The organism is Enterococcus sp. DIV2379, assembly GCF_050542965.1.
GTDB classification, from domain to species: domain Bacteria; phylum Bacillota; class Bacilli; order Lactobacillales; family Enterococcaceae; genus Enterococcus_D; species Enterococcus_D entomosocium.
This window is the reverse complement of sequence record NZ_CP172938.1, coordinates 2,775,187-2,801,156: the sequence shown is the minus strand read 5'-3', so window position 1 is coordinate 2,801,156 and position 25,970 is coordinate 2,775,187. Positions and strand designations below refer to the sequence as shown.

Below are 25,970 nucleotides of genomic sequence, written 5' to 3'. Positions count from 1 at the left end.
AATGACGAAAATGCGTCGTTTTTATGCGATACCCTATGTCTTTTGGTTATTGCTATTTGTTATTGCACCAGTCTTATTGATCATCTACCAATCTTTTTTTGATATGAACGGCAACTTTTCGCTGGTCAATTATCAAAGCTACTTAGGTTCGGGAAAATATTTGATCATGACCTTAAACTCGGTTTGGTATGCCTTTTTGATCACCTTGATTACCTTAGTGATCAGCTACCCGACAGCGTATTTCTTAACTAAGCTGCGCCACAAAGATTTGTGGCTGCTGTTGATCATCTTACCAACGTGGGTCAACTTATTGTTAAAAGCCTATGCGTTTATTGGGATTTTCGGCATTCATGGCAGTGTCAACAACTTCCTAGAAATCATGGGGGTTGGACCAAAGCAGATTTTGTTTACTGACTTCAGCTTTTTGACGGTTGCCGTCTATATCGAACTGCCCTTTATGATCATGCCGATTTTTAATGCCTTAGAAGAAATGAATCCCTCTTTGATCAGTGCCAGTCGCGATCTAGGGGCAAACAGCTATGATACTTTCCGACGAGTGATTTTCCCTCTTTCGTTAAACGGGGTAAAAAGCGGCGTCCAAGCCGTCTTCATTCCATCGCTCTCCCTCTTCATGTTGACCCGTTTGATTGGGGGCAATCGCGTGATCACGCTTGGTACGGCGATCGAGCAGCACTTTCTCGTTACCCAAAATTGGGGCATGGGTTCGACCATCGGCGTCATTTTGATCATCGCCATGTTCCTCGTGATGTTGTTTACGGGAGAAAAGAAAAAAGGAGGGCAACGTAAATGAAAAAATTTCGCTGGTCGAATCTTTATCTGATCGTCGTCTTTATTCTTTTGTACGTGCCGATCTTTTATTTGATTTTCTATTCCTTCAATGAAGGAGGCACCATGAATGCTTTTACGGGTTTCACTTTTGAACATTACCAATCCGTCTTTCAAGATACCCGCTTGATGATCATCGTGTTGAACACCTTTATGCTGGCATTTTTATCAGCATTACTGGCAACGATCATTGGCACATTTGGTGCGATGGGCATCTACTATACCCGCAAGCGCCGAACGAGAACGGCCTTGTTGAGTTTGAATAATATTTTGCTGGTTTCACCAGATGTCATCATTGGCGCCAGTTTCTTGATTTTCTTTACGATGATCGGCAACTTGTTCCGTGGGTTTAGCTTAGGCTTTTTCAGCGTGTTGCTTTCGCATATCGCCTTTAGTATCCCGATCGTGGTATTGATGGTCTTGCCGAAATTGCAAGAGATGAACGATTCAATGATCGATGCTGCCCGTGATTTAGGCGCGAATAATTTTCAAGTCATTAAAAATATCATTTTGCCTTTCTTGACACCGGGCATCATCGCCGGCTATTTCATGGCCTTTACTTATTCACTTGATGATTTTGCCGTAACATTCTTTGTGACGGGCAATGGCTTTAGTACCTTATCAGTAGAGATCTATTCTAGAGCACGTCAAGGAATCAGTTTAGAAATCAATGCATTAAGCACACTTGTCTTCTTATTCTCCATGATTCTGGTGGTAGGCTATTACTTTATCAGTAAAGAAAACGGCGCGAAGAAATTACGTAAAAACCGCCGTGTGGAGGTGGCAAATCTGCGATGAAACGACTACAATCTCTGATTATCGGTATTGTTGCGATCGTCCTGATCTTGCTCTTTGGTGTCCGTGAATTGGAACGCACCTCTGGTATGGCAGGTGCTGAGGTCGTCAACATCTACAACTGGGGCGACTACATCGACCCTGATTTGATCAGTAAGTTTGAAGAAGAGACTGGCTACAAAGTCAATTATGAAACCTTTGACTCAAATGAAGCGATGTTCACGAAGATCCAACAAGGCGGTACGTCCTATGACATCGCCATACCGAGTGAATACATGATTGAGAAAATGATGGAACAAAATCTTTTAAAACCATTGGATCACAGCAAAATCAAAGGGCTAGACAATATCGACCCTCGCTTTTTAGACCTGAGTTTTGATCCGGGCAATCAATATTCGATCCCTTATTTCTGGGGAACACTAGGGATCGTCTATAACGATAAATTCTTTGATGAAGGTGAGATCACCCAATGGGACGATCTTTGGAAACCCGAATTAGCAAACAGCATCATGCTGATCGATGGCGCGCGTGAAGTAATGGGATTAGGTTTGGACAGCTTAGGCTATTCTCTAAACAGCAAAGACGATGATCAGCTGCAAGAGGCATTCAATAAGCTTCGGACCATGACCCCAAACATCAAAGCCATCGTCGCAGATGAAATCAAGATGTACATGGCCAATGAAGAAGCATCGGTTGCGGTCACATTTTCTGGGGAAGCAGCCGACATGATGTACGAAAACGAACACATTCATTATGTGATCCCTTCGGAAGGCTCCAACCTGTGGTTTGATAATATGGTCATTCCTAAGACCTCACAAAACGAAGCCGGTGCTTACGCCTTCTTGAACTTTATGCTAGAACCCGAGAATGCTGCACAAAACGCAGAGTACATCGGCTATTCCACACCTAACCAAGAAGCCATGGCCTTACTGCCAGACGAGATCACCGAAGACGAACAATTCTACCCATCCGATGAATTGATGGAACACCTCGAAGTCTATGAAAACTTAGGTGCTGAGTATCTTGGCATCTATAACGATTTGTTCTTGGAATTGAAGATGTATCGGAAATAGCGTGAAAACTCAGTAAGAATGGCATAAAACCAACCAAATATAACGAACCCTTTCAACCATTTTTCTTGTTAGTTTTCCAATTTTCTTCCAAAAAATCGTTAAAAACATATTTTTCGGCGTTATTTAAAGCTTTCTTCCAATAAATTTCTTCCAGAAAAATGTCATTATATCTTATGATTAATGGTTGATAAATATTATAGAACAGTCGATTATTCTCTTAGTTTCACCTCAATAAATAATTAACCAATCCTTCTAGAAAATGTGTAGATTAGCTGCCATTTTTTCTAGAAGGTTTTTTAATTTCTGATGAAGGTTCAGCTATGGTAGTGAATCGATTTTCTTATAATATTGCTGTGATGATTGAGTTAGGGGATGAAGTATCTGAAAATGAACTACAATTAAACGATGTCCGGGCAGCTCAACGGTCTAGCTTTAATTTTATCGAAGCTAATTTGCAAAATACTGCTGAAAGAATGATCTCATCTTTAGCTATGGAAGCAACTATTTATCGCCTTGGGGAAGAATCTCCCCTATATATTAGTAATCGAACAGGCTTAAAAATGGCACCAAACTCGAATTTTAACTATGGAATTGATCTTCAACAGACAGCTATCCAACCTGAAGAATACACTATTCAGTTAATAGTTGAGGCGGATGATAAAACTTACGAATTTGAGAGGAATTTTACTATAACAACCGAAGAAGCAGCCAATCTAAATGAATCAGCTGTGTTTGTAAATACAGTTTAGATTAGAGGACTACGAGTGTGCAGCCCACTAATATAAACTATTGGGAGATAAAGATATTAGAAAATAATTCGTCATTAAAAGGATCGACTCTCGTAGCATCTTTAAAAAAAGAAACATTTAAATACATTGTATTTTCTGATATAACCTTCCAAAACATTGGAAGGGTGATGTGAACTTTGAAAAGAAAAATCATTTTTTTAATACTGTAAATATCCGGGTACTCTTTCATTAAATAATCTTTTGAAATGAGTAGTGATAGAAAATGGTTCTTTCTATCTGTGTATTTAAACGGAACTTCTCCGAAGTTATGCTTATACCGTATATAAAAGAACGGTTAAGCGTATAAGATCTCAATGAAAGGAGTGATTGACTTGTCACAAAAAAGAGAGTGTTATGGCGGTCAATGTAAAATACCGATTACATCCTACAACAAACGGTTGTACTGGCCGCCAAACGATTGAGGGAGTCTCGCACAGCAACTGTATGAGCGTAGTGTGAGTTTATGTACCCGACTGATTACTATAAATGTAAATCCTGTCGACTGAAGTATCAATTAGTGATGGGCACCAATCAGTTTATTTTGGTGAATGAGAATGAAGACTGGATGTCAGGAAAATATTTTGAATTTAAAAATGCAAAAGTCGAATTCAATTAATCAAATTATACTCGATTGGTACAGAATCTGGGAGGAAGATATTACGGAAGAATTATTTTTAAACAAAGAACACATTAGAAAATTCACTAATATGATGAATGAATTAGGATTTAAGGATCTTAATGATCCTTACTGGAGAAGCTTAGTGTATATTTTGTCTGGTGATGATAGACTGTTCAATGAACTGCACACATTTGTTAATATTAAAGGAAAAGAGATCAATAGTGAAATCTGGTTTGATGGTCATTTATGTGGCGGTGATAAAAGACTGCTTGCTTTGGGATATAACTTATATACATATCAGGATTTCCATGAGTTTGACAACGGAAAGAAGTATTACGTTTCTCCGTTAGAAATTTTTGTCTGGAATTGATGAAACAGGACATAAGTTAGCTAGAAATGCCATCGATATGAGATTGAAGTTTAAATGATGAAAATAATTATATTCAATGAGGGAACTAGAACTACATGATCAATGGAGTTTCCTTTTATCCATCTCATTAAACTTATAATATCATCAGTTCAAATATTTAGTATGAATACTACCAATAATATATTATTAAGGTTAATAAAAATCATAAATTTCATAGGTTCATGAAAATTATGATAAGAGTTTATTGGTAATTAAAGGTATTATGTAGACAGTAATATAATACTAATTTTACCAATAACCTTCGTTAATGAGAAAAAGGAAAATAGACCCTAAAATTTTTTTTTGGGGTCTTGGAAATACTATTAAACTGGGAATGTAAAAATTTGAGTTATGGGAATTTTTACATTCTAAATAATGAAGAATATTGGGACAAATGCGACTGTCATTTCAAGTTGGGCTGTTTTATATAAAGGAGTGAAACTAGGTGTTATACAAGTTTAGTAGCATATTGGTAGTTGGAATGATGGTTCTTGGTCAACCTATTACAGTATTTGCTAATACGGTTGATAGCGAACTGCAAACCAATAACTCAGTCAGTGAAGAGCATGAAGAAATATCTGATGCCCTTGAGGAAAGTTCGGAGAGTACCTTAGATAAAATAGAAGAAAATGTTATAGATTCGGGTTCAACCGTTGATAGTACTTCTGAAGAGAGCACTCCTTCCTATTCTACGAATAATGAAACCGATAGTAGTGAAGAATCGAATAATTCCGATGAAGTAGAAAAAAAGGAAGAGACTTTAGCAGAAGATGTTGTAGCAGGTACTTGGGGATCTGTCCCCTGGGAATGGAATAGCGAGACCGCCACAATAACATTACAAGGAGGGAATGCGGGAACAGTTGCTGCTGCTCCGTGGAAAACGTATACCAATGTCCAAAGCATTATTGTTGAGGGCACAGTCGTTTTACAAGCTAACGCAGCTAACCTATTTCAAAATCTAAAAAGTTTGACCTATATTGATACGCTATCTTTTGATACAAGCCAGGTTACAACTTTTGATTTTTTATTTGCAGACAGCGATTCTCTGGAAGTTTTAAATCTGAATGGTTGGAACACTAGCAATGTTACCTCAATTAATAGAACCTTTCATAATATGACTTCCTTAGTTGAACTTGATATTAGTAGTTGGAATATGACAAACGTAAGGAGTAGCTCAACGAACTCTTGGTTTATCTTTGAGGCTCGAAACTTACGAACCATTCATTTAGGAGTAAATACAACATTTTTGCACATGGGTAGTTCTTCAAGACCGGTTTTCCAAACCGGTGCTCCTTCAGTAGAATACACCGGAAATTGGCTTTATCTAAAAGATCAAAACGGAAATGATCCTGAAGAAAGAGTTGTAACAGCTCGAAGAACCTTGTTAAGTACCTTTTACGATGGCTCAAAACCAGGAACTTATATATTGGAAAAAAAAGTTTCTCAACCAGTAACAGTTAAATTTCTTGATTCTGAAGGAAATGAGCTGGCGCCTTCAGTTACAATAGAGGGCGAATTTGGTAGTCAGTATAGTACGGAAGCTAAAGAAATTCCCGGCTGGAGTGTGGTCGAAATACCGAGAAATGCCACAGGCACTTTTACTGATAGTCCACAAGAAGTAGTGTATGTTTACGATCGCTCGGATGCAGCGCCGGTCACCGTTAGATATGTCGATACTGAAGGTAATCAATTATCAGAACCAAGTATCCTAAGCGGAAAAGTCGGTTTGCCATATGAAAGTGAAGCCAAAGAGATTCCTGGTTGGTACGTAACTGAAACGCCAGACAATGCTTCAGGGACTTTCACTGAAGATCCACAAGAAGTAGTGTACGTTTACGATCGATCAGATGCCGCACCGGTCACCGTTAGATATGTCGATACTGAAGGTAATCAATTATCAGAACCAAGTACCCTAAGCGGAAAAGTCGGTTTGCCATATGAAAGTGAAGCCAAAGAGATTCCTGGTTGGTACGTAACTGAAACGCCAGACAATGCTTCAGGGACTTTCACTGAAGATCCGCAAGAAGTAGTGTACGTTTACGATCGATCAGATGCCGCACCGGTCACCGTTAGATATGTCGATACTGAAGGTAATCAATTATCAGAACCAAGTATCCTAAGCGGGAAAGTCGGTTTGCCTTATGAAAGTGAAGCCAAAGAGATTCGTGGGTGGTATGTGATTGAAACACCGGACAATGCTTCAGGGACTTTCACTGAAGACCCACAAGAAGTGGTGTACGTGTATGATCGATCAGATGCCGCACCAGTTACTGTGAAGTACCAAGATTCCGAAGGAAACCAGCTAGCAGAGCCAAGTATATTAAGCGGAAAAGTTGGTTTGCCATATGAAAGTGAAGCCAAAGAGATTCCTGGTTGGTACGTAACTGAAACGCCAGACAATGCTTCAGGGACTTTCACTGAAGACCCACAAGAAGTGGTGTACGTGTATGATCGATCAGATGCCGCACCAGTTACTGTGAAGTACCAAGATTCCGAAGGAAACCAGCTAGCAGAGCCAAGTATATTAAGCGGAAAAGTTGGTTTGCCATATGAAAGTGAAGCCAAAGAGATCCCTGGTTGGTACGTAACTGAAACGCCAGACAATGCTTCAGGGACTTTCACTGAAGATCCGCAAGAAGTGGTGTACGTGTACGATCGATCAGATGCCGCACCGGTCACCGTTAGATATGTCGATACTGAAGGTAATCAATTATCAGAACCAAGTATCCTAAGCGGGAAAGTCGGTTTGCCTTATGAAAGTGAAGCCAAAGAGATTCCTGGTTGGTACGTAACTGAAACGCCAGTCAACGCTTCAGGGACTTTCACTGAAGACCCACAAGAAGTGGTGTACGTGTATGATCGATCAGATGCCGCACCAGTTACTGTGAAGTACCAAAATTCCGAAGGAAACCAGCTGGCAGAACCAAGTATCCTGAGCGGAAAGGTTGGCTTACCATATGAAAGTGAAGCCAAAGAGATTCCTGGTTGGTATGTAACTGAAACGCCAGTCAACGCTTCAGGGACGTTCACTGAAGAGCCACAAGAAGTGGTGTACGTTTACGACCGCTCGGATGCCGCACCGGTCACCGTGAAATATCAAGATACCGAAGGGAATCAACTATCAGAGCCAAGTATATTAAGCGGAAAAGTTGGTTTATCATATGAAAGTGAAGCCAAAGAGATTCCTGGTTGGTATGTAACTGAAACGCCAGTCAACGCTTCAGGGACGTTCACTGAAGAGCCGCAAGAAGTAGTGTACGTGTACGATCGATCAGATGCCGCACCGGTCACCGTGAAGTACCAAGATTCCGAAGGAAACCAGCTAGCAGAGCCAAGTATATTAAGCGGAAAAGTCGGTTTGCCTTATGAAAGTGAAGCCAAAGAGATTCCTGGTTGGTACGTAACTGAAACGCCAGACAATGCTTCAGGGACTTTCACTGAAGAGCCGCAAGAAGTGGTGTACGTGTACGATCGATCAGATGCCGCACCGGTCACCGTTAGATATGTCGATACTGAAGGTAATCAATTATCAGAACCAAGTATCCTAAGCGGGAAAGTCGGTTTGCCATATGAAAGTGAAGCCAAAGAGATCCCTGGTTGGTACGTAACTGAAACGCCAGACAATGCTTCAGGGACTTTCACTGAAGAGCCGCAAGAAGTGGTGTACGTGTACGATCGATCAGATGCCGCACCAGTTACTGTGAAGTACCAAGATTCCGAAGGAAACCAGCTAGCAGAGCCAAGTATATTAAGCGGAAAAGTTGGTTTGCCATATGAAAGTGAAGCCAAAGAGATCCCTGGTTGGTATGTAACTGAAACGCCAGACAATGCTTCAGGGACTTTCACTGAAGACCCACAAGAAGTGGTGTACGTGTATGATCGATCAGATGCCGCACCAGTTACTGTGAAGTACCAAGATTCCGAAGGAAACCAGCTAGCAGAGCCAAGTATATTAAGCGGAAAAGTTGGTTTGCCATATGAAAGTGAATCCAAAGAGATTCGTGGGTGGTATGTGATTGAAACACCGGACAATGCTTCAGGGACTTTCACTGAAGACCCACAAGAAGTGGTGTACGTGTATGATCGATCAGATGCCGCACCAGTTACTGTGAAGTACCAAGATTCCGAAGGAAACCAGCTGGCAGAACCAAGTATCCTGAGCGGAAAGGTTGGCTTACCATATGAAAGTGAAGCCAAAGAGATCCCTGGCTGGTATGTGTTGGAAACACCGGACAATGCTTCAGGAACATTTACTGAAGAGCCACAAGAAGCGGTGTATGTTTACGACCGCTCGGATGCCGCACCGATCACTGTTAGATATGTCGATACTGAAGGGAATCAACTATCAGAGCCAAGTATCCTGAGCGGAAAAGTTGGCTTGCCATATGAAAGTGAAGCCAAAGAGATTCCTGGTTGGCACTTGACAGGAATACCAGATAATTCTTCAGGAATCTTTACCGAAAACCCGCAAGAAGTTGTTTATATCTATGTGATAAATAAAGTCGATAGTGAACAAGATAATTCTGATAATGATTTATCGACAGATAACAACTTCTCTGATTCAAATAAAAAATTACCTAATACTGGTGAATCATTAATCGGACAGGTATCAATGGTATTGGCGGGATCGCTTATTGTCATGGGAATTTTTGTATTCGTGGTAAGAAAAAGGAAGAAGGATAAAGATTAGTTAAAAAAAAAGCAACAAATCTATTAGTGATTTGTTGCTTTTCAATATTATAGAAAGGAAATTTAACTATTATGCTATTCACATCAAAGAAAGAATATATTGATCATTTTCGATATGAACTCTATGACAAATGTAATGATGAGGCAGAATTGGAAGATTATTTGAATTCTCAACTTTGTAATCTAGAAAAGTTAACAGAAAATATTTCTAAAGATACATTCTGGGAAATCTTTCCAGAAATATTGGGCATAGATGCCAAATTAAATCTATTAGTAGAATTGAGTACGTTTGAGGATTTTTCAAAGGATGAGATAATTCGAATTATTGAGAATGACTATAAAAACTACTTTAAAGAATTGTGTGGATATGATTTGAGCATGGAAACTCGTCATTCCATAATATTCAATGTTTGTTGAATTCATTTTGATTAAAATGTAAGGGGCAGAATCTTTTGCGTTTGTGCTCCCTGTTTATGATCACCTTAGTAACTAATTAACACTTAAAATTAGTTTAACCCATGAGGGCAATAGGAAATAATTAAATGCTAACAGTGGAAATGTTATTGAGAAGTTATCTTATCTAAATAAAGAAACTGTTCGTTGCGGCTATCAAAAGACCTTAATATTGAAAGCCATCACAACTGATTCTTTCTTCTATATCATCAGTTGTGATGGCTAAATATTATCTTTGAGTTAAAAAAATATACAAGCGAGAATCAATAAAGTAGAATAATTAAAAAGATACACCAAGATAATTTATCACTAAAAGCCAGGCTAGTTTATACACAAATGATTGGGTGATAAGCCCTAATTGTGATAGGAGTAGCATAGGTAAATTTGAAAATAATAAATACTGCAGTTAGCACCATTTTGTATTTACTAGTTACTCTTGAGTATAAATGTAGTCAAGAAGAATACCGCTTCCTTACATAAAATTATTATTGCTCTATGTATTTACATTGCAAACTTCGGATTGTATAAATTATTTAATGGACTTTCATAAAGGGAATTTTTCTTATATAATTCTCGGATAGACAAGCGGCATATTCATAATCATGACTTAGAGAGGTGTTCTAGTTGAATATTGAAGAACTGTTAGAAGAAAAAGAACATTATAAAATTTCGATTCTTAGGTTACTTGAGATTGAAAAAAACAACTTCATTCTCTATTCAAAAGTAAGAGAAATCACTGGGCTAACAAAATTTAAGTTCACTGTATATTTTAAGGAACTTACAGAAGAACTTCAATTAGTCACGGGAATCAATCAAATTATTTTAATGGATGATGGTGAAATTCTATGTGAGAAATTAAATCTCGAAGTAATCAAACAAATGCGACTTCACTATTTTAAATCAGCCCCCAAATTTAAAATTTTGACTGATCTACTGGTAAATGAACAATCAGTCGATACATTTTCAGATAATAACCATTTAAGCAGTTCAAATGTTTATGTAAAACGAAGAGAATTAAAAGCTTTTCTAAAAAAAAATGGTATCAAGATTAAAAAAAATCAGCTTATAGGTGATGAACAAAATATCCGGACAAAACTTTTTTGTATCTATTTTGAGATTTATAATGGGATGTTCTTTCCTTTTTCAGCTGCTACTGAAAAATCTGTGAACCAGCTTACGCAGTATGCTTTGCATTGGTTTAATCTTAAGTTGTCACATACCGAATATGTAAAATTACAATTGTTTTTAGGGATTATGACGGTTAGGTATCAAAATAAACATTCAATTAATGCTGATTACCTAACGGATTATGATATTGATCAAAGTTTACTCAATATTTTTTCAGCAACAGCGTTTCCTAACCAAAACCAGTTCCTAAAAGAGATAGGGACTTTTATTCTATATCTTTATCTCTGTGTACCAGCTAGCTTTAGAGGACAGAATAAACTAGTTGAAAAAATCGATACAGATAGGTTCTTTAAAGTAGATGGTGAATCAAAGAAAATTGTCAAAGCTATTTTTGATTCCTTACTTCTTCCAAATTTAGGAGAAGCCAAAGCAACTGAAGTAAATCAAGTGCTTTTAGAAAAAATTGTTCAAACTAATCGTAGATATTTTCTGTTTCATTTTCATCCGTTTGTATTTCGTTCAAAAAAACAAATCAATTTTTTTACAGAGACGTATCCAGAAATTGCACGAACGATCAAAGTAATTATTGAAGAACGATTTTCTCAACTACCATTCGATGAGTCGATCAATCAAGCTCAATTGTTTTATGATTACCTGTTCCTGTTATTTGATTCTTGTGACATATCTACACTGGAAAAACCAGTGTATGTATGCGTTGATTTTTCATTAGGGGAACAATATAGTCATTATATTTCTTCACAGATTAAGGGATTTAAGAACTTTAACATTATATTAGAGGATCGATTTTCTAGTCGAACAGATTTGTTTTTATCTGATTGCTTAATAAATAAAATTGGTGTTGAACAAATAATCTGGAAAAATCCGCCTTCTTCTGATGATTGGGAAGATTTTGGAAATAAAATTATTCATATCAAAAGAAAAAAGATTGTGTAGATAGTTGTCAGATGCTGCTGGATTTAAGGTAGTTACTCGCTCGTATCCTACTTTTTTCTTGGAGGAGCCGCCATTCGTAGAAGGAATAGGGGGCTTTTTTTATAGATTATTTTCTCCAAATGAAAATAATGAATAAAAAATGTCCCGTTATGACCAAATTGATCGTGAATGTTTCAGTATACTATTTTTACAGGATAGCACATACAGTTTTTTTGGTGAGAGGTGTTTAAAGAATGGTAGGTAACGACCAAAATGAATAAAAAAATAAGTATAACTTCGGTCTTTTTATTACTGATTAGTGTATTTTTCAGGTGGATTCCTTTTGATGATTCGGAATCTAAAATAGATGATTTACAAAATTCGCGAAAAGTTAGTTATGGTCGAGTAACAAAGATAACTAAAAGTAATACGAAAATATCAGATCATTCACCTGAAGAAATTGAAAATGACCGACAGCCATTAGCGTTATTTACAGCATATCTTGTGAGGCTTGAAGAGGAGCCCCAAATACATGATGGTGAACAAAGCAGATTTGAGTTGGGGAATCTTTTTAGAAAATTATCAGGCACCTTATTATTTAGTCAAAATTACAAGGAGGAGTAACAATTGAAAAACATAGTTCAAAAAACAATAAATCTATTTTTAACCTTACTTATCATTATGAATCAGGTAGGGGGAATAACCGCATTAGCAGAATCTTTAACCGAATTGTCTGATAGATCATTATTAATTGAAATTGATCGAACAGAAGCTGCACAAGGAGAGAATTTTCAACTGCGAGTCCAAGGGACCCCAGAGGTTCTAGATGCATTGATCATTGAAAAGAGTCAAGACTTGACTGAAGGGGAAGTGAATCAAGTCAGCGATAATGAGCGTGTGATTACCTATTCTTCTGAATATTCAGGGGAATATGAGTTAACTGCAAGAAGTGGTGATATTAAATCCAATACAGTTTCAATTGCAATCAATGCGCCAGAAGAAAGTAGCAGTGCCTCTTCTAGTGAAGTAGATTCTTCTGATCCGTCTGTATCGCAAGAACCACAGATAAACAAAGAAGAGAATCTTTTGAGTTATGATATCGGTATTTCTGCCACGCATCCAACCTTGATAAGTAGAAATACACAAACATTGACTGGGTATATTCAAGGTGGTGCGGGTGATATTCTTGAAGAGTACGGAGAGATGTTCGTTCGAGTTCCTAGAGAATCAATAGGATCAGTTGCGTCTATTGTAGTAAATGTGTCTGCTGGATCACCTTTAAAGCCATTGGCATTTTATCAAGAAGGAACAGATGTTGTTTTTCCTTTTACTTTTGATTATGAAGGACTGGGGGAAGCTGCTCAGCTTTATACATTCAGCATTATGTTTGAAGTTGCAACTTTTCAAACAGGCGGGACAGCTCCGAATAACCCATATAATGTGCAAATTAGCTATGCTGAACAAGTTGTAAACACGGAATTTTCTATTACACCTGCGGCTTTATCAAAGCCTATTTTTTCGAAACTTTACTATGGCTCTAGAGAAAGTGACAGCCAAGGTGCGCTTGGTAATCTACAAATTGACGGGCAAGATGTAACTAATAGTAACAAGTTTATATTAACGGTCAATTATGATGGATCACAAAAAGATGGTGTAGTGGTCACGGATGTATTACCACAAGGAACAACACTAGCTTCAAATCCGAGCACTTGGAATGCTAGTGGAAATACAGAGACCATTTCCGGCGGAGTTCGAATTGCGGAAGTAACGAATCCTGGTGAAGCAGGAAATAGTTTCCATTATGTCTCCGAGGATTTTGTTGATAGGGTATCATTCAATAGGGAAACGAATACACTCATTGTGGATTTTGGTGATCTAACAGGGGAGCAAGCGTATATTATTGAATATGCTCTTGAAGTGACCGATGTTGATTTGTTCAATGAAGGAAGGCAAGAGGATGGTTTTTCTCGAAACTATGCGAGCATGACCTATAATAATCAAGTAATTGAGCAATCCTATCGTTTGAGAATTCCAGCGAGCAATCTTCCTGCGATATCTTTAAGAAAAAGTGTGGATAAAAATATTATCAACCTTGATGAAGATGAACTAACGTATTCTCTACATGTTTCAATGTTTTCTGGTACAAGCAATACTCTAGTTATTGAAGATGTTTTGGAAGAGGGGATGGTATTTGACTCATTTCTGTCAGATATTCCTTCCTTCATTGATACAGATGTGGATGATAATGTAGTTCGGTTCAGTGCGAATCGTGAGATTGTCGGTCCAATAAATTTCACACTCTCTTTTAAGGTCAATGTAGCAGCCTATTCAGTTGGTGACCAAATTTCAAATTTTGCAACTTTAGTGAATGGGGACAGCAGGCTAAACACAAGTGTTGTAAGTACGAGAAAAATTGATGGACGTATCAAAGTAATTAAAACAGATGAGAACGGCCAACGACTACCGGGAGCAGGGTTTGAAATCTTATCCAGTGATTCACAATTAATAGCAGAAGGTAAAACAAATGAAAATGGTGAGTTTATAAGCGAACCACTGCCTGTAGGTAGATATCAAATCCGAGAAACACAAGCTCCAGAAGGATATCTTTTAGATTCAACGCTCCATGAAGTTTTCATAAATGAAAACTCGATAGAAGAAGTAACATTAACTATTCAAAATATCCTTGATACCGGCAGCGTCAAACTAATAAAATACGCTGAAGAGAGTCGGGAAGTCTTACAAGGAGCGGTCTTTGAGTTACAAGATAAAGATGGAACAGCTTTGCAGTCTGGGTTAACCACAGGCGTTGACGGAAGACTAGCGATCGAAGGTTTGGCACCAGGAACATATCAGCTGGTAGAAACGCAAGCACCGACTGGTTATGAGTTGGATGCGACCCCGATTAAATTTGAGATTGAACGAAGTCAGACAGCGGTCGTAGAATTGACAAAAGAAAATCGATTGACACCAGGGGGTGTCGTGTTAACCAAAATTGATGATCAAAGTGGAGAAGTCTTACAAGGAGCGGTCTTTGAGTTACAAGATAAAGATGGAACAGCTTTGCAGTCTGGGTTAACCACAGGCGTTGACGGAAGACTAGCGATCGAAGGTTTGGCACCAGGAACATATCAGCTGGTAGAAACGCAAGCACCGACTGGTTATGAGTTGGATGCGACCCCGATTAAATTTGAGATTGAACGAAGTCAGACAGCGGTCGTAGAATTGACAAAAGAAAATCGATTGACACCAGGGGGTGTCGTGTTAACCAAAATTGATGATCAAAGTGGAGAAGTCTTACAAGGAGCGGTCTTTGAGTTACAAGATAAAGATGGAACAGCTTTGCAGTCTGGGTTAACCACAGGCGTTGACGGAAGACTAGCGATCGAAGGTTTGGCACCAGGAACATATCAGCTGGTAGAAACGCAAGCACCGACTGGTTATGAGTTGGATGCGACCCCGATTAAATTTGAGATTGAACGAAGTCAGACAGCGGTCGTAGAATTGACAAAAGAAAATCGATTGACACCAGGGGGTGTCGTGTTAACCAAAATTGATGATCAAAGTGGAGAAGTCTTACAAGGAGCGGTCTTTGAGTTACAAGATAAAGATGGAACAGCTTTGCAGTCTGGGTTAACCACGGGCGTTGACGGAAGACTAGCGATCGAAGGTTTGGCACCAGGAACATATCAGCTGGTAGAAACGCAAGCACCGACTGGTTATGAGTTGGATGCGACCCCGATTAAATTTGAGATTGAACGAAGTCAGACAGCGGTCGTAGAATTGACAAAAGAAAATCGATTGACACCAGGGGGTGTCGTATTAACCAAAATTGATGATCAAAGTGGAGAAGTCTTACAAGGAGCGGTCTTTGAGTTACAAGATAAAGATGGAACAGCTCTGCAGTCTGGGTTAACCACGGGCGTTGACGGAAGACTAGCGATCGAAGGTTTGGCACCAGGAACATATCAGCTGGTAGAAACGCAAGCACCGACTGGTTATGAGTTGGATGCGACCCCGATTAAATTTGAGATTGAACGAAGTCAGACAGCGGTCGTAGAAATGGCAAAAGAAAATCGATTGACACCAGGGGGTGTCGTGTTAACCAAAATTGATGATCAAAGTGGAGAAGTCTTACAAGGAGCGGTCTTTGAGTTACAAGATAAAGATGGAACAGCTTTGCAGTCTGGGTTAACCACGGGCGTTGACGGAAGACTAGCGATCGAAGGTTTGGCACCAGGAACATATCAGCTGGTAGAAACGCAAGCACCGACTGGTTATGAGTTGGATGCGACCCCGATTAAATTTGAGATTGAACGAAGTCAGACAGCGGTCGTAGAATTGACAAAAGAAAATCGATTGACACCAGGGGGTGTCGTATTAACCAAAATTGATGATCAAAGTGGAGAAGTCTTACAAGGAGCGGTCTTTGAGTTACAAGATAAAGATGGAACAGCTCTGCAGTCTGGGTTAACCACGGGCGTTGACGGAAGACTAGCGATCGAAGGTTTGGCACCAGGAACATATCAGCTGGTAGAAACGCAAGCACCGACTGGTTATGAGTTGGATGCGACCCCGATTAAATTTGAGATTGAACGAAGTCAGACAGCGGTCGTAGAAATGGCAAAAGAAAATCGATTGACACCAGGGGGTGTCGTGTTAACCAAAATTGATGATCAAAGTGGAGAAGTCTTACAAGGAGCGGTCTTTGAGTTACAAGATAAAGATGGAACAGCTTTGCAGTCTGGGTTAACCACGGGCGTTGACGGAAGACTAGCGATCGAAGGTTTGGCACCAGGAACATATCAGCTGGTAGAAACGCAAGCACCGACTGGTTATGAGTTGGATGCAACACCAATAACTTTCAGAATTGAAAGTGAACAGGAAGCAGCAATATTTTTAATAAAAGAGAATAGAAAAAATTTTGATGAATCAGTTCCTAAAGACGAGTCATCGGGTAGTGGAAGTAAGTATCTGCCAAGAACTGGGGAAGATGTCATTGGGCAGCTCATAATGATTGCAATTGGGGGGATACTTGTTTTCTTTGCTATTAAATTTATGAAAAATGATAAATATGATCATGAATAAAGAGAGGGAAGTCCCTCATAAGTAAAGGGGGGAAAATTGTTGTGATCGATAAATTTACTAACCTAGAAACATACCTAAATGGTTTCGATGAAGAAACTAAGTTAAACCAAACTGATCAAAACGAAGTAAAAGCTTATATCGAAAGTCAACGGGAAGTTCTATGTATATTAATTGCGGAAATTTCGCAAGAGAATTTCTGGGAAGTATTCCCACAAATTTTGGGTATTGACTCAAGACTATCTATCATTTTTGATTTAATTAAATTTGATGAATTTTCTAGTGGTGAAATTATTAGTCTGGCTGAAAAAGACTATAAGAATTATTACAAAGAACTTTGCGGATATAGTAGGGGTGATCAATCATACCATACAATCATTTTTAACGTAACATGAAAATACTAGAATATGACAGATGAAGTCTATTCATAAGGAAAATCGGTAACCTTTTCAAGGGTGTCGATTTTTTTTCGAAGAAAACTATTTTAAGAGAATATAAGATTTTAAAGTATAGCTAATTTTCAATTGCTCATTTCTTAGCTCCTTCAGTTGCTTAATTAATTAGTTCAGAAAGCATTTCATTAAGAGGTCAACAGAGTATACCTTGGTGGTCTATTTGCCGATTGAATTATATAAACGTTTCTTGACGGCCAGATATGTTGAGCAAATTAGATTTCAAAAAAATAGAATGTGCATGATGAAATCGTTAAAAAGAGTGTTCAGAAAATGACTAATTTCTGAACACTCTTTTTAGATACAATGATTGATATGCATTATTATATTTTTGTGCCCATAAACTCATAAATTGTTAATTTTTAAATTAAAAATTAGGTTTATGATAATTATTACAAATCTTGAATGGTGTCATAAACTTAAAAGTTTTTGACTTCTCTTTTATTTTCTTTAAGATTTTTTAGAAGTCCTAAAAGTTGTACATGGGTGTTCAAATTTTACTTAAACTTTATATGTTGTTTTAGCTGTTAGCTATGTTAAGCAAAACTAAATTTGAAATATTATTAGTATGTTTACATAAAAAAATTCTGATACGGATATATCTTTAAATAAACTGAGGGAATCAGAAGACTATACAAAGGTTCTGTTCGATATATCTATTGGTCTTTATCATTTTTTTCATGTTTTCCTGAAATATTTGACATGTATATCAAGAAGTAAACTTGTATACTTTTAACAGATAGGCATGACTTTTCATAACAAATTAAGGTGAATACACAATTGATTTTATATGTGAAATATTAAACAATTGTTTTTGAAAATTCATTTGTTCAAAGAACAATAGCCATTCACATCGATATTAGAACATGATTCATAGGAATGAAAATTTTGCATTAATGAAAGGAACTCTGAGTAGTGATAAAGAAATTAGGAAATATGTTGTTGATTGGCATAATGACATTTGGACAACCTATGGCTACATTTGCGGATACTGTAATAGATGATTTTCAAGAACATCATCCAGATCAAGTCGATGTACTTAAAGAAGCGGAGAATAGTTCAGAAGATAGTCTTATTTTAGATGATGATAATATAGAAGATTCAAAGAATGTTACTAATGAAAATAGCAATGAAGAAATAAATCCACATCCAACATCAGGAACCTGGGGGACTACTAGGTGGGATGTAGACCTTGAAAGTCAGACGATAAGAATTTCAGGAGGAAGAGGAGGATCATCTGAACAAGCACCATGGTTCAACCGTAACTTTGATATAAATACAATTGTTTTTGAAGAGACAGTAGTATTACAACCAAGAGCAAGTTTTTTATTCAGTCAATTTAGAGGGTCCATTCAAGGATTAGAAAAATTGGATACCACTAATGTGACAGAGATGAGGGGCATGTTTCAAAATAGTTGGGAAACAAATTTAGATTTATCAAGTTTTGATACAAGAAATGTAAGAAATATGAATAATATGTTCGGTCATTCTAGAGTAACAGACTTAAATGTTTCAAGTTTCGATACAAGTAATGTTACAGATATGGGGGGGATGTTTCGAGATATTCCTGCAACCAGCTTAGACGTTTCAAATTTCGATACGAGAAATGTGAATCGTATGGATATTATGTTTTTCAATACAAGGATTACAAATTTAGACGTTTCAAGTTTTGATACATCTAAGGTCACAACTATGAGATACATGTTTTCTCAAACAAGGATGATTGATTTTGATGTATCAAATTTTGACACAAGTAACGTGGTTAATATGGAGCACATGTTCAGCAACTCTTTTGTAGAATCCTTAAATCTAATGAATTTCAATACAAATAAAGTTACAAATATGAGTAATATGTTCTTTCAATCACGCGGGTTGAGACAATTAGTATTAGGATCTAATTTCAGGTTTCTCCCCGGTGCTGCTCTAACCACAGTACCAAGTACTAGTGGATTTCTTGGTGTTTGGCAGTCAGTAGGTGATGGATCTATATCAAATCCTTTAGGAGAATTTCAATTTACCTCTTCTGAACTAATGTCAAATTATTCTGGAGAGACTATGTCTGATATCTATGTTTGGAAACCTAATTTGCCGGGTGGAAGAATCATAGTTTATTATGAAGATATAGATGGAATTGCACTATCGGAAGTTGTGATTATTAATGCTGGACAGATTGGTATGCCCTATACGACAAAGGCAAAGGATATTCCAGGATATTCTTTGCTAAAGGTCCCAGAAAATGCTAGTGGTGTATTTACGGCAGAAGAACAAGAAGTACGATATATTTATGAACGAACCGATGCCGCACCAGTCACAGTGAAGCACAAAGATTCCGAAGGGAATCAACTGGCAGAGCCAGTGATCCTAAGCGGGAAAGTCGGTTTGCCATATGCAAGTGCAGCCAAAGAGATCCCTGGTTGGTACGTGGCTGAGACACCAGACAATGCTTCAGGAATCTTTACGGAAGACCCACAAGAAGTGGTGTACATTTATAATCGCTCAGATGCCGCCCCGGTCACAGTGAAGCACAAGGATTCCGAAGGGAATCAACTAGCCGATCCAGTGATCCTAAGCGGAAAAGTCGGTTTGCCGTATGCAAGTGCAGCCAAAGAGATCCCTGGTTGGTATGTGGTAGAAACACCGGACAATGCGTCAGGTACGTTTACGGAAGAAGCACAGGAAGTGGTATATGTGTATGAACGCAGCGATGCGGCACCAGTCACGGTGAAGCACAAAGATTCCGAAGGGAATCAACTAGCCGATCCAGTGATCCTAAGCGGGAAAGTCGGTTTGCCATATGCAAGTGCAGCCAAAGAGATCCCTGGTTGGTACGTGGCTGAAACACCAGACAATGCGTCAGGTACGTTTACGGAAGACCCACAAGAAGTGGTGTACATTTATAATCGCTCAGATGCAGCACCAGTCACAGTGAAGCACAAAGATTCCGAAGGGAATCAACTAGCCGATCCAGTGATCCTAAGCGGGAAAGTCGGTTTGCCGTATGCAAGTGCAGCCAAAGAGATCCCTGGTTGGTATGTGGTAGAAACACCGGACAATGCGTCAGGTACGTTTACGGAAGAAGCACAGGAAGTGGTATATGTGTATGAACGCAGCGATGCGGCACCAGTCACAGTGAAGCACAAAGATTCCGAAGGGAATCAACTGGCAGAGCCAGTGATCCTAAGCGGGAAAGTCGGTTTGCCATATGCAAGTGCAGCCAAAGAGATCCCTGGTTGGTACGTGGCTGAAACACCAGACAATGCGTCAGGTACGTTTACGGAAGAAGCACAGGAAGTGGTATATGTGTATGAACGCAGCGATGCGGCACCAGTCACAGTGAAGCACAAAGATTCCGAAGGGAATCAACTAGCCGATCCAGTGACCCTAAGCGGAAAAGTCGGTTTGCCATATGCAAGTGCAGCCAAAGAGATCCCTGGTTGGTACGTGGCTGAAACACCAGACAATGCGTCAGGTACGTTTACGGAAGAAGCACAGGAAGTGGTATATGTGTATGAACGCAGCGATGCGGCACCAGTCACGGTGAAGCACAAAGATTCCGAAGGGAATCAACTGGCAGAGCCAGTGATCCTAAGCGGGAAAGTCGGTTTGCCGTATGCAAGTGCAGCCAAAGAGATCCCTGGTTGGTATGTGGTAGAAACACCGGACAATGCGTCAGGTACGTTTACGGAAGAAGCACAGGAAGTGGTATATGTGTATGAACGCAGCGATGCGGCACCAGTCACGGTGAAGCACAAAGATTCCGAAGGGAATCAACTGGCAGAGCCAGTGATCTTAAGCGGGAAAGTCGGTTTGCCGTATGCAAGTGCAGCCAAAGAGATCCCTGGTTGGTATGTGGTAGAAACACCGGACAATGCGTCAGGTACGTTTACGGAAGAAGCACAGGAAGTGGTATATGTGTATGAACGCAGCGATGCGGCACCAGTCACGGTGAAGCACAAAGATTCCGAAGGGAATCAACTAGCCGATCCAGTGACCCTAAGCGGAAAAGTCGGTTTGCCATATGCAAGTGCAGCCAAAGAGATCCCTGGTTGGTACGTGGCTGAAACACCAGACAATGCGTCAGGAATCTTTACTGAAGACCCACAAGAAGTGGTGTACATCTATGCGATAAATAAAATCGATAGTGAACACGATAATTCTGATAATAATTTACCGACAGATAACAACTTCTCCGATTCACATAAAAGATTACCTGATACAGGTGAATCATTAATCGGACAGTTATCAATGATATTGGCTGGATTGCTTATTGTCATAGGAATTTTTGTATTCCTGATAAGAAGAAGGAAGAATAATAAAGATTAGGCAAAAAAAAGCAACAAATCTATTAATGATTTGTTGCTTTTCAATATTATAGAAAGGAAATTAACTATTATGCTATTCACATCAAAGAAGGAATATATTGATCATTTTCGATATGAACTCTATGACAAATGTAATGAGGAGGCAGAATTGAAAGATTATTTGAATTCTCAGCTTTGTAATCTAGAAAAGTTAACAGCAAATATTTCTAAAGATACATTCTGGGAAATATTGGGTATAGATGCAAAGTTAAATCTATTAGTAGAATTGAATACGTTTGAGGATTTTTCAAAGGATGAGATAATTCGAATTATTGAGAATGACTATAAAAACTATTTTAAAGAATTGTGTGGATATGAGTTGAGTACGAAAACTCGGCCATCTATGATATTTTACATTAATTGAACAGTAATACTCTTTTTTATTAGAAGCTAATGGGGTCAGAAACTTTTAAGTTTTTGACCCCTTTAAATTTTCTTGATATACTTGACTTTGACAGGTGTCAGAAACTTATGTCCAGAAAGAGTGAGCAAAATTTGGCAATTTATGGGTATTCACGAGTCAGTACCAGCAACCAAGATTACAAAACGCAAATTCTGAAATTAGAAGATGCTGGTGCTGAAAAAATCTTTAGTGAAAAATATTCTGGTACAAAAAAAGAAGGTAGAAAAGAATTAGAAGAACTACTTTCAATAGTAGAGAAAGGTGATCTCGTCTTAGTAACAAAGATTGATCGCCTAGCAAGGAGTATCGTTGATTTAAATTCGATTATTTCTACTTTAAACGAATCAGACGTGACAGTTACTTTTTTAGACAATGCCTTGACGTTTGAACCTAATAAAAAAGATTCTATGCAAACATTGATGATGAACATGCTTGGTAGTTTTGCGCAATTTGAGCGAGACTTGATAGTGACTAGGACTCAAGAAGGAAAGCAGTGGCATAAAGCCAATAAGAAAGATTATAAAGAAGGTAGGCCCAAAAGAGTATTAAACTCTAAGTATTTACATGCTTTGGAATTGATGGAAACAAATAGTATGAGAACAGTCGAAAAGAAAACTGGTATTTCTCTCTCTACTCTAAAAAGAATCAAAAAACAAGCAAGAGCGGAAAATTTATAGTTTAATACAGAGGAGAACAAGCATGAGTAAAAATGAGAATGATAAACAAAACTCTACGAAAAGAAAGTGGGAGATCGACGAATACGATACAACAGATAAATATAGAAATATGATTGAGAAGCTAGCAGATGCTGAGAGAAATTCCAAATTAGTAGTATTTGTCGGGGCTGGAGTTTCCATATCTCAAGGATATCCTAATTGGGATGGCTACGTTGATCACTTAATTAAATATTGGCAATTTAATATTCAATCATTAGTCAGTTCAGAAAATATATCTAGAGAAACAATACTTGTATTCGATAAAATATCAAGAGGAAGTTTTTCTAACAAAAGAAAAATAGATTTAGTCCATCAAATATTGAAAAAGTTACTTGGAGACGAATTTGAAGCAAACCAATTAAATTTTGAAAAGTATTATTTTGACGATGTGAGACCTTTTGAACCAGAAAACAAGACCCTAGCTAGCTTATCTAACTTAGATGCCACTTTTATTACATCTAATTATGATACTGAAATTGAAAGGCACCTTGATAGGAAAAGAAAAAAACCACCTGTTGTTAGAGACTTAGGTGAATTCCAAAATACAGATGTTTATTTGAAAATTAGCCACGTACTGCATATACATGGGACAGCCAAAGGTAACCCGCATTTGTTAATTAATTCATCATCTGCGTATTCTAGGCAGTATTTTAGAAATAGAGATAAATTTGAAGAACTTGTGAGGTGGTTTGAGGACAGCAAGCCTGTTGTACTATTTGTTGGGGTTAGCTTAGAAGAAGATGAACTTCTTTCACTATTAGTAAAAGAAAATGAAAATTTTGCTCTTATGAAAGCTGATGCAAACGCTAATACCAAAGTAGATAGAGACCTACGAAATTACATTGAAGAGTTTTTTTATAAGGAAAATTATACCAAAATATTTTGGTATGGTGATGATTTTGATGAGCTGCCAATCGTTATTAAAGATATTGTAAGTGACATCAAAAAAATAAATAAGCCAACACCTCAACAGGAATATTGGAACGAGCTCAATACATTGGAAACAAAAGATGAGGAATATCTTCAAATATTAAATTCGATGCTAGATAATAGAAAATATCATAGAACACTTAATCAGTTTTACGAACACATATCTAGTAGTATAGAAGAGGAATTAATTAAAAAGGTCCTCGATAATTCATTTAAATCTAAAATTTTTACTGATGAATCCATGGAAGTACCTAGTAATTTTTGGGATTTTTTAGATAAAAACTACAGCTCAATAGATAAAAAATTAGTAACTAGTATAAGCAAATTATATTTAAAAGATAGTTTCGATCCAAGATATGTAGCAGCCTTCAATATATACAGTAGATTAGATATAGAAAGAACATGTAGAAATATCTTGGCACTTTCTATCTCTAAGATTGGTTATTTACCAGCAACAGAATTCTCTAACGATTCGCTTTTAATGGCTCAATGGATGATCAATCAGCTTAACGATGAAAATTCTAGAGACTACTTATACAGTTTAGATGGGGATGAAATTGTATTTAAGTTTACTCAAGACACTATCAAAGACCTGAATTTATCACTAAAAAGTGATAGTTTAAAGAGACAGCTTTTCTTACCGATAACTGAAATAATAGAAGATGGCATACTCGGAGTATTTTACCATGCATTAGTCAACAGAAGAATTTATTATAATGATAAATATTTGATGGATGATTTCCCTAAGCTTTTGTTAGAAAACAGATTAATTCAGAAAATTCTAGTTCACATAGATGCAAACGAAGAATTAGAGGTGAACTTACTAAATCATTTAGTAGATGTAATAGATTTCAGTAATAAGAACTTTGGTTATGAACTGAACGCTTTTATAAATGCACATGAAGAATTGATAGATCTATCGCGTGTACTCTATAGAGGAAAATATGCAGATACTGTGGGTAAAGTTTATTCTATTCAGGCAAAAAGCTTTATAACAGCTGAAGATATTCTTACAAATGACGTAAAAACAATAGTACACATTCTCATTTCCGAAAAAAACTATTATGAAGATCCTGCTAACCTTGATTATAGCAACTTTAAGACCGATGATGAGACTATTAAGTTCGTATTTAGATTGTTACAAGAAGACAATGATATATCCAAAAAACTTAAGAAAATTTTGATTGATTTTAGTGGGAAACTATTTGATAGATACGAAAATCTATATCTAAAAATTGCAATTGATAAGAAACTAGATTCAATATTCGTTGAAAATATTACAAAAATATATTTAGGAAAGATAAATGTTTCTAGATATACAAATAATTATAGTTCTTTTTTTTCCAACTTTTTATTAAACAATTTTGATTATAATGAAGATATACTTGATAAATTCCTAGAAGTAGATATATCCGCACTAGACTATGATAATAAAAATAATGAATTAATAGAACTTGTTAAATTAATAAATACAGAGCTAGGAAGCTACCTTTGGTCCTTAATCAAAATAGTAAAATCAGGAAAAGTCGAAAGCTCCTTGGCGAAATTGAAGTTCAGTCAAATTATACCAAGTACAATTCGAAATTTTTCAGAAGGTTCTTTATTCCATGAATATGACGTACAGCAGCTAGAGATTACAGATAATACTTTTAGGGGATTTTGCTACTTTCATTCAGCAATTGCTAAGGAAGATATCGTACAAGACTTTATAAACATAGTAATTCAAAATTTAAAATCAAATTCAATAGTCGATAACTTAGAAACAGTCCCCTTTTTAATTGGACTGTATGAGATTAATCCCAATTATATTGAACTGGATTATTCTGAAGATATACGTTTTAGATTTATGTTAGATATCATATTTACAAATGAAGAATCATATCCTTATGAGGATGAGTGGCTTAAATGGATACTGGATAATGAACATGACGGTTCAAATTTAAATGAGCTCGCATATTTATTTAGTTCGAACAATGTTTATCTATCAAAAGTGAAAAAAATTATGAGTGACAAAGAGAACTATCTTTATGAGGGTGATTCAAAGGCATTGTTATCCGTATTTATACACCAGATAAAAGAAAATGACTTTACGACAGATAAGCAGTTTTTCATTGATTTATTATTCTATCTTCTTGAAATTGAAAGAATTAAAGCTGATATTTTTTTTGTAACAGAATTAGAAGAATTGATGGACAACTTAGATGAAGAACAAAGGAAATATTTATTGAATATACCTTATGTTCAGCATACTCTAACACCATTTGAGTCTCAAAAATTAAGATCTAAAATATGA

15 protein-coding genes and 1 pseudogene are annotated in these 25,970 nt (G+C 37.3%); all 16 read left to right on the top strand.

Annotated features, from left to right (window positions below; translation table 11 throughout):
• Position 1: 1 nt before the first annotated feature.
• The 16 genes and pseudogenes from IGI92_RS12805 to IGI92_RS12730 all read left to right on the top strand — a co-directional run bounded on the left by IGI92_RS12805 (position 2) and on the right by IGI92_RS12730 (position 25,970).
• Positions 2-811 (top strand): ABC transporter permease, encoded by an 810-nt coding sequence (locus tag IGI92_RS12805; RefSeq protein ID WP_005234157.1) that lies wholly within the window; start codon positions 2-4, stop codon positions 809-811.
• A complete protein-coding gene (locus tag IGI92_RS12800; RefSeq protein WP_005228535.1) occupies positions 808-1,644 on the top strand; it encodes an ABC transporter permease in 837 nt (278 codons plus the stop codon). The genes IGI92_RS12805 and IGI92_RS12800 overlap by 4 nt, the downstream gene beginning before the upstream one ends.
• A complete protein-coding gene (locus IGI92_RS12795) occupies positions 1,641-2,714 on the top strand; it encodes an ABC transporter substrate-binding protein (RefSeq protein ID WP_005234158.1) in 1,074 nt (357 codons plus the stop codon). The genes IGI92_RS12800 and IGI92_RS12795 overlap by 4 nt, the downstream gene beginning before the upstream one ends.
• A 320-nt stretch (positions 2,715-3,034) precedes the next feature.
• Positions 3,035-3,463 (top strand): DUF3324 domain-containing protein, encoded by a 429-nt coding sequence (locus IGI92_RS12790; protein WP_301388275.1) that lies wholly within the window; start codon positions 3,035-3,037, stop codon positions 3,461-3,463.
• A 593-nt stretch (positions 3,464-4,056) separates the two neighbouring features.
• Complete coding sequence (locus tag IGI92_RS12785) at positions 4,057-4,491, top strand: DUF6075 family protein (RefSeq protein ID WP_301388277.1); 435 nt, start codon at positions 4,057-4,059, stop codon at positions 4,489-4,491.
• A 484-nt stretch (positions 4,492-4,975) separates the two neighbouring features.
• The gene (locus IGI92_RS12780) at positions 4,976-9,220 is read left to right on the top strand and encodes a MucBP domain-containing protein (protein ID WP_430607210.1); all 4,245 of its coding nucleotides are present in this window, start codon (positions 4,976-4,978) and stop codon (positions 9,218-9,220) included.
• A 71-nt stretch (positions 9,221-9,291) separates the two neighbouring features.
• Entirely contained in the window at positions 9,292-9,636 is a 345-nt protein-coding gene (locus IGI92_RS12775; RefSeq protein WP_301405518.1) for a DUF7006 family protein, read from the top strand.
• 660 nt (positions 9,637-10,296) lie between these two features.
• On the top strand, positions 10,297-11,754 hold the full coding sequence (locus IGI92_RS12770; RefSeq protein ID WP_301389908.1) for a helix-turn-helix domain-containing protein: 1,458 nt from the start codon (positions 10,297-10,299) through the stop codon (positions 11,752-11,754).
• A gap of 252 nt (positions 11,755-12,006) precedes the next feature.
• Positions 12,007-12,357, top strand: a complete 351-nt coding sequence (locus IGI92_RS12765) for a hypothetical protein (protein ID WP_301389907.1) — start codon at positions 12,007-12,009, stop codon at positions 12,355-12,357.
• 57 nt (positions 12,358-12,414) lie between these two features.
• Positions 12,415-16,818, top strand: a complete 4,404-nt coding sequence (locus IGI92_RS12760; RefSeq protein WP_430608502.1) for a SpaA isopeptide-forming pilin-related protein — start codon at positions 12,415-12,417, stop codon at positions 16,816-16,818.
• A gap of 41 nt (positions 16,819-16,859) precedes the next feature.
• Positions 16,860-17,210, top strand: coding sequence for a DUF7006 family protein (locus IGI92_RS12755; RefSeq protein ID WP_301405523.1), 351 nt, complete (start codon positions 16,860-16,862; stop codon positions 17,208-17,210).
• Positions 17,211-18,203: 993 nt separating this feature from the next.
• Positions 18,204-19,133: pseudogene (locus IGI92_RS12750) on the top strand (BspA family leucine-rich repeat surface protein); the annotation flags it as partial.
• 189 nt (positions 19,134-19,322) lie between these two features.
• The gene (locus IGI92_RS12745; protein ID WP_430608500.1) at positions 19,323-21,590 is read left to right on the top strand and encodes a MucBP domain-containing protein; all 2,268 of its coding nucleotides are present in this window, start codon (positions 19,323-19,325) and stop codon (positions 21,588-21,590) included.
• Positions 21,591-21,659: 69 nt separating this feature from the next.
• Entirely contained in the window at positions 21,660-21,992 is a 333-nt protein-coding gene (locus IGI92_RS12740; RefSeq protein WP_301389968.1) for a DUF7006 family protein, read from the top strand.
• A 107-nt stretch (positions 21,993-22,099) separates the two neighbouring features.
• Complete coding sequence (locus IGI92_RS12735) at positions 22,100-22,708, top strand: recombinase family protein (RefSeq protein ID WP_301389967.1); 609 nt, start codon at positions 22,100-22,102, stop codon at positions 22,706-22,708.
• A gap of 22 nt (positions 22,709-22,730) precedes the next feature.
• Positions 22,731-25,970, top strand: a complete 3,240-nt coding sequence (locus IGI92_RS12730; RefSeq protein ID WP_301405370.1) for an SIR2 family protein — start codon at positions 22,731-22,733, stop codon at positions 25,968-25,970.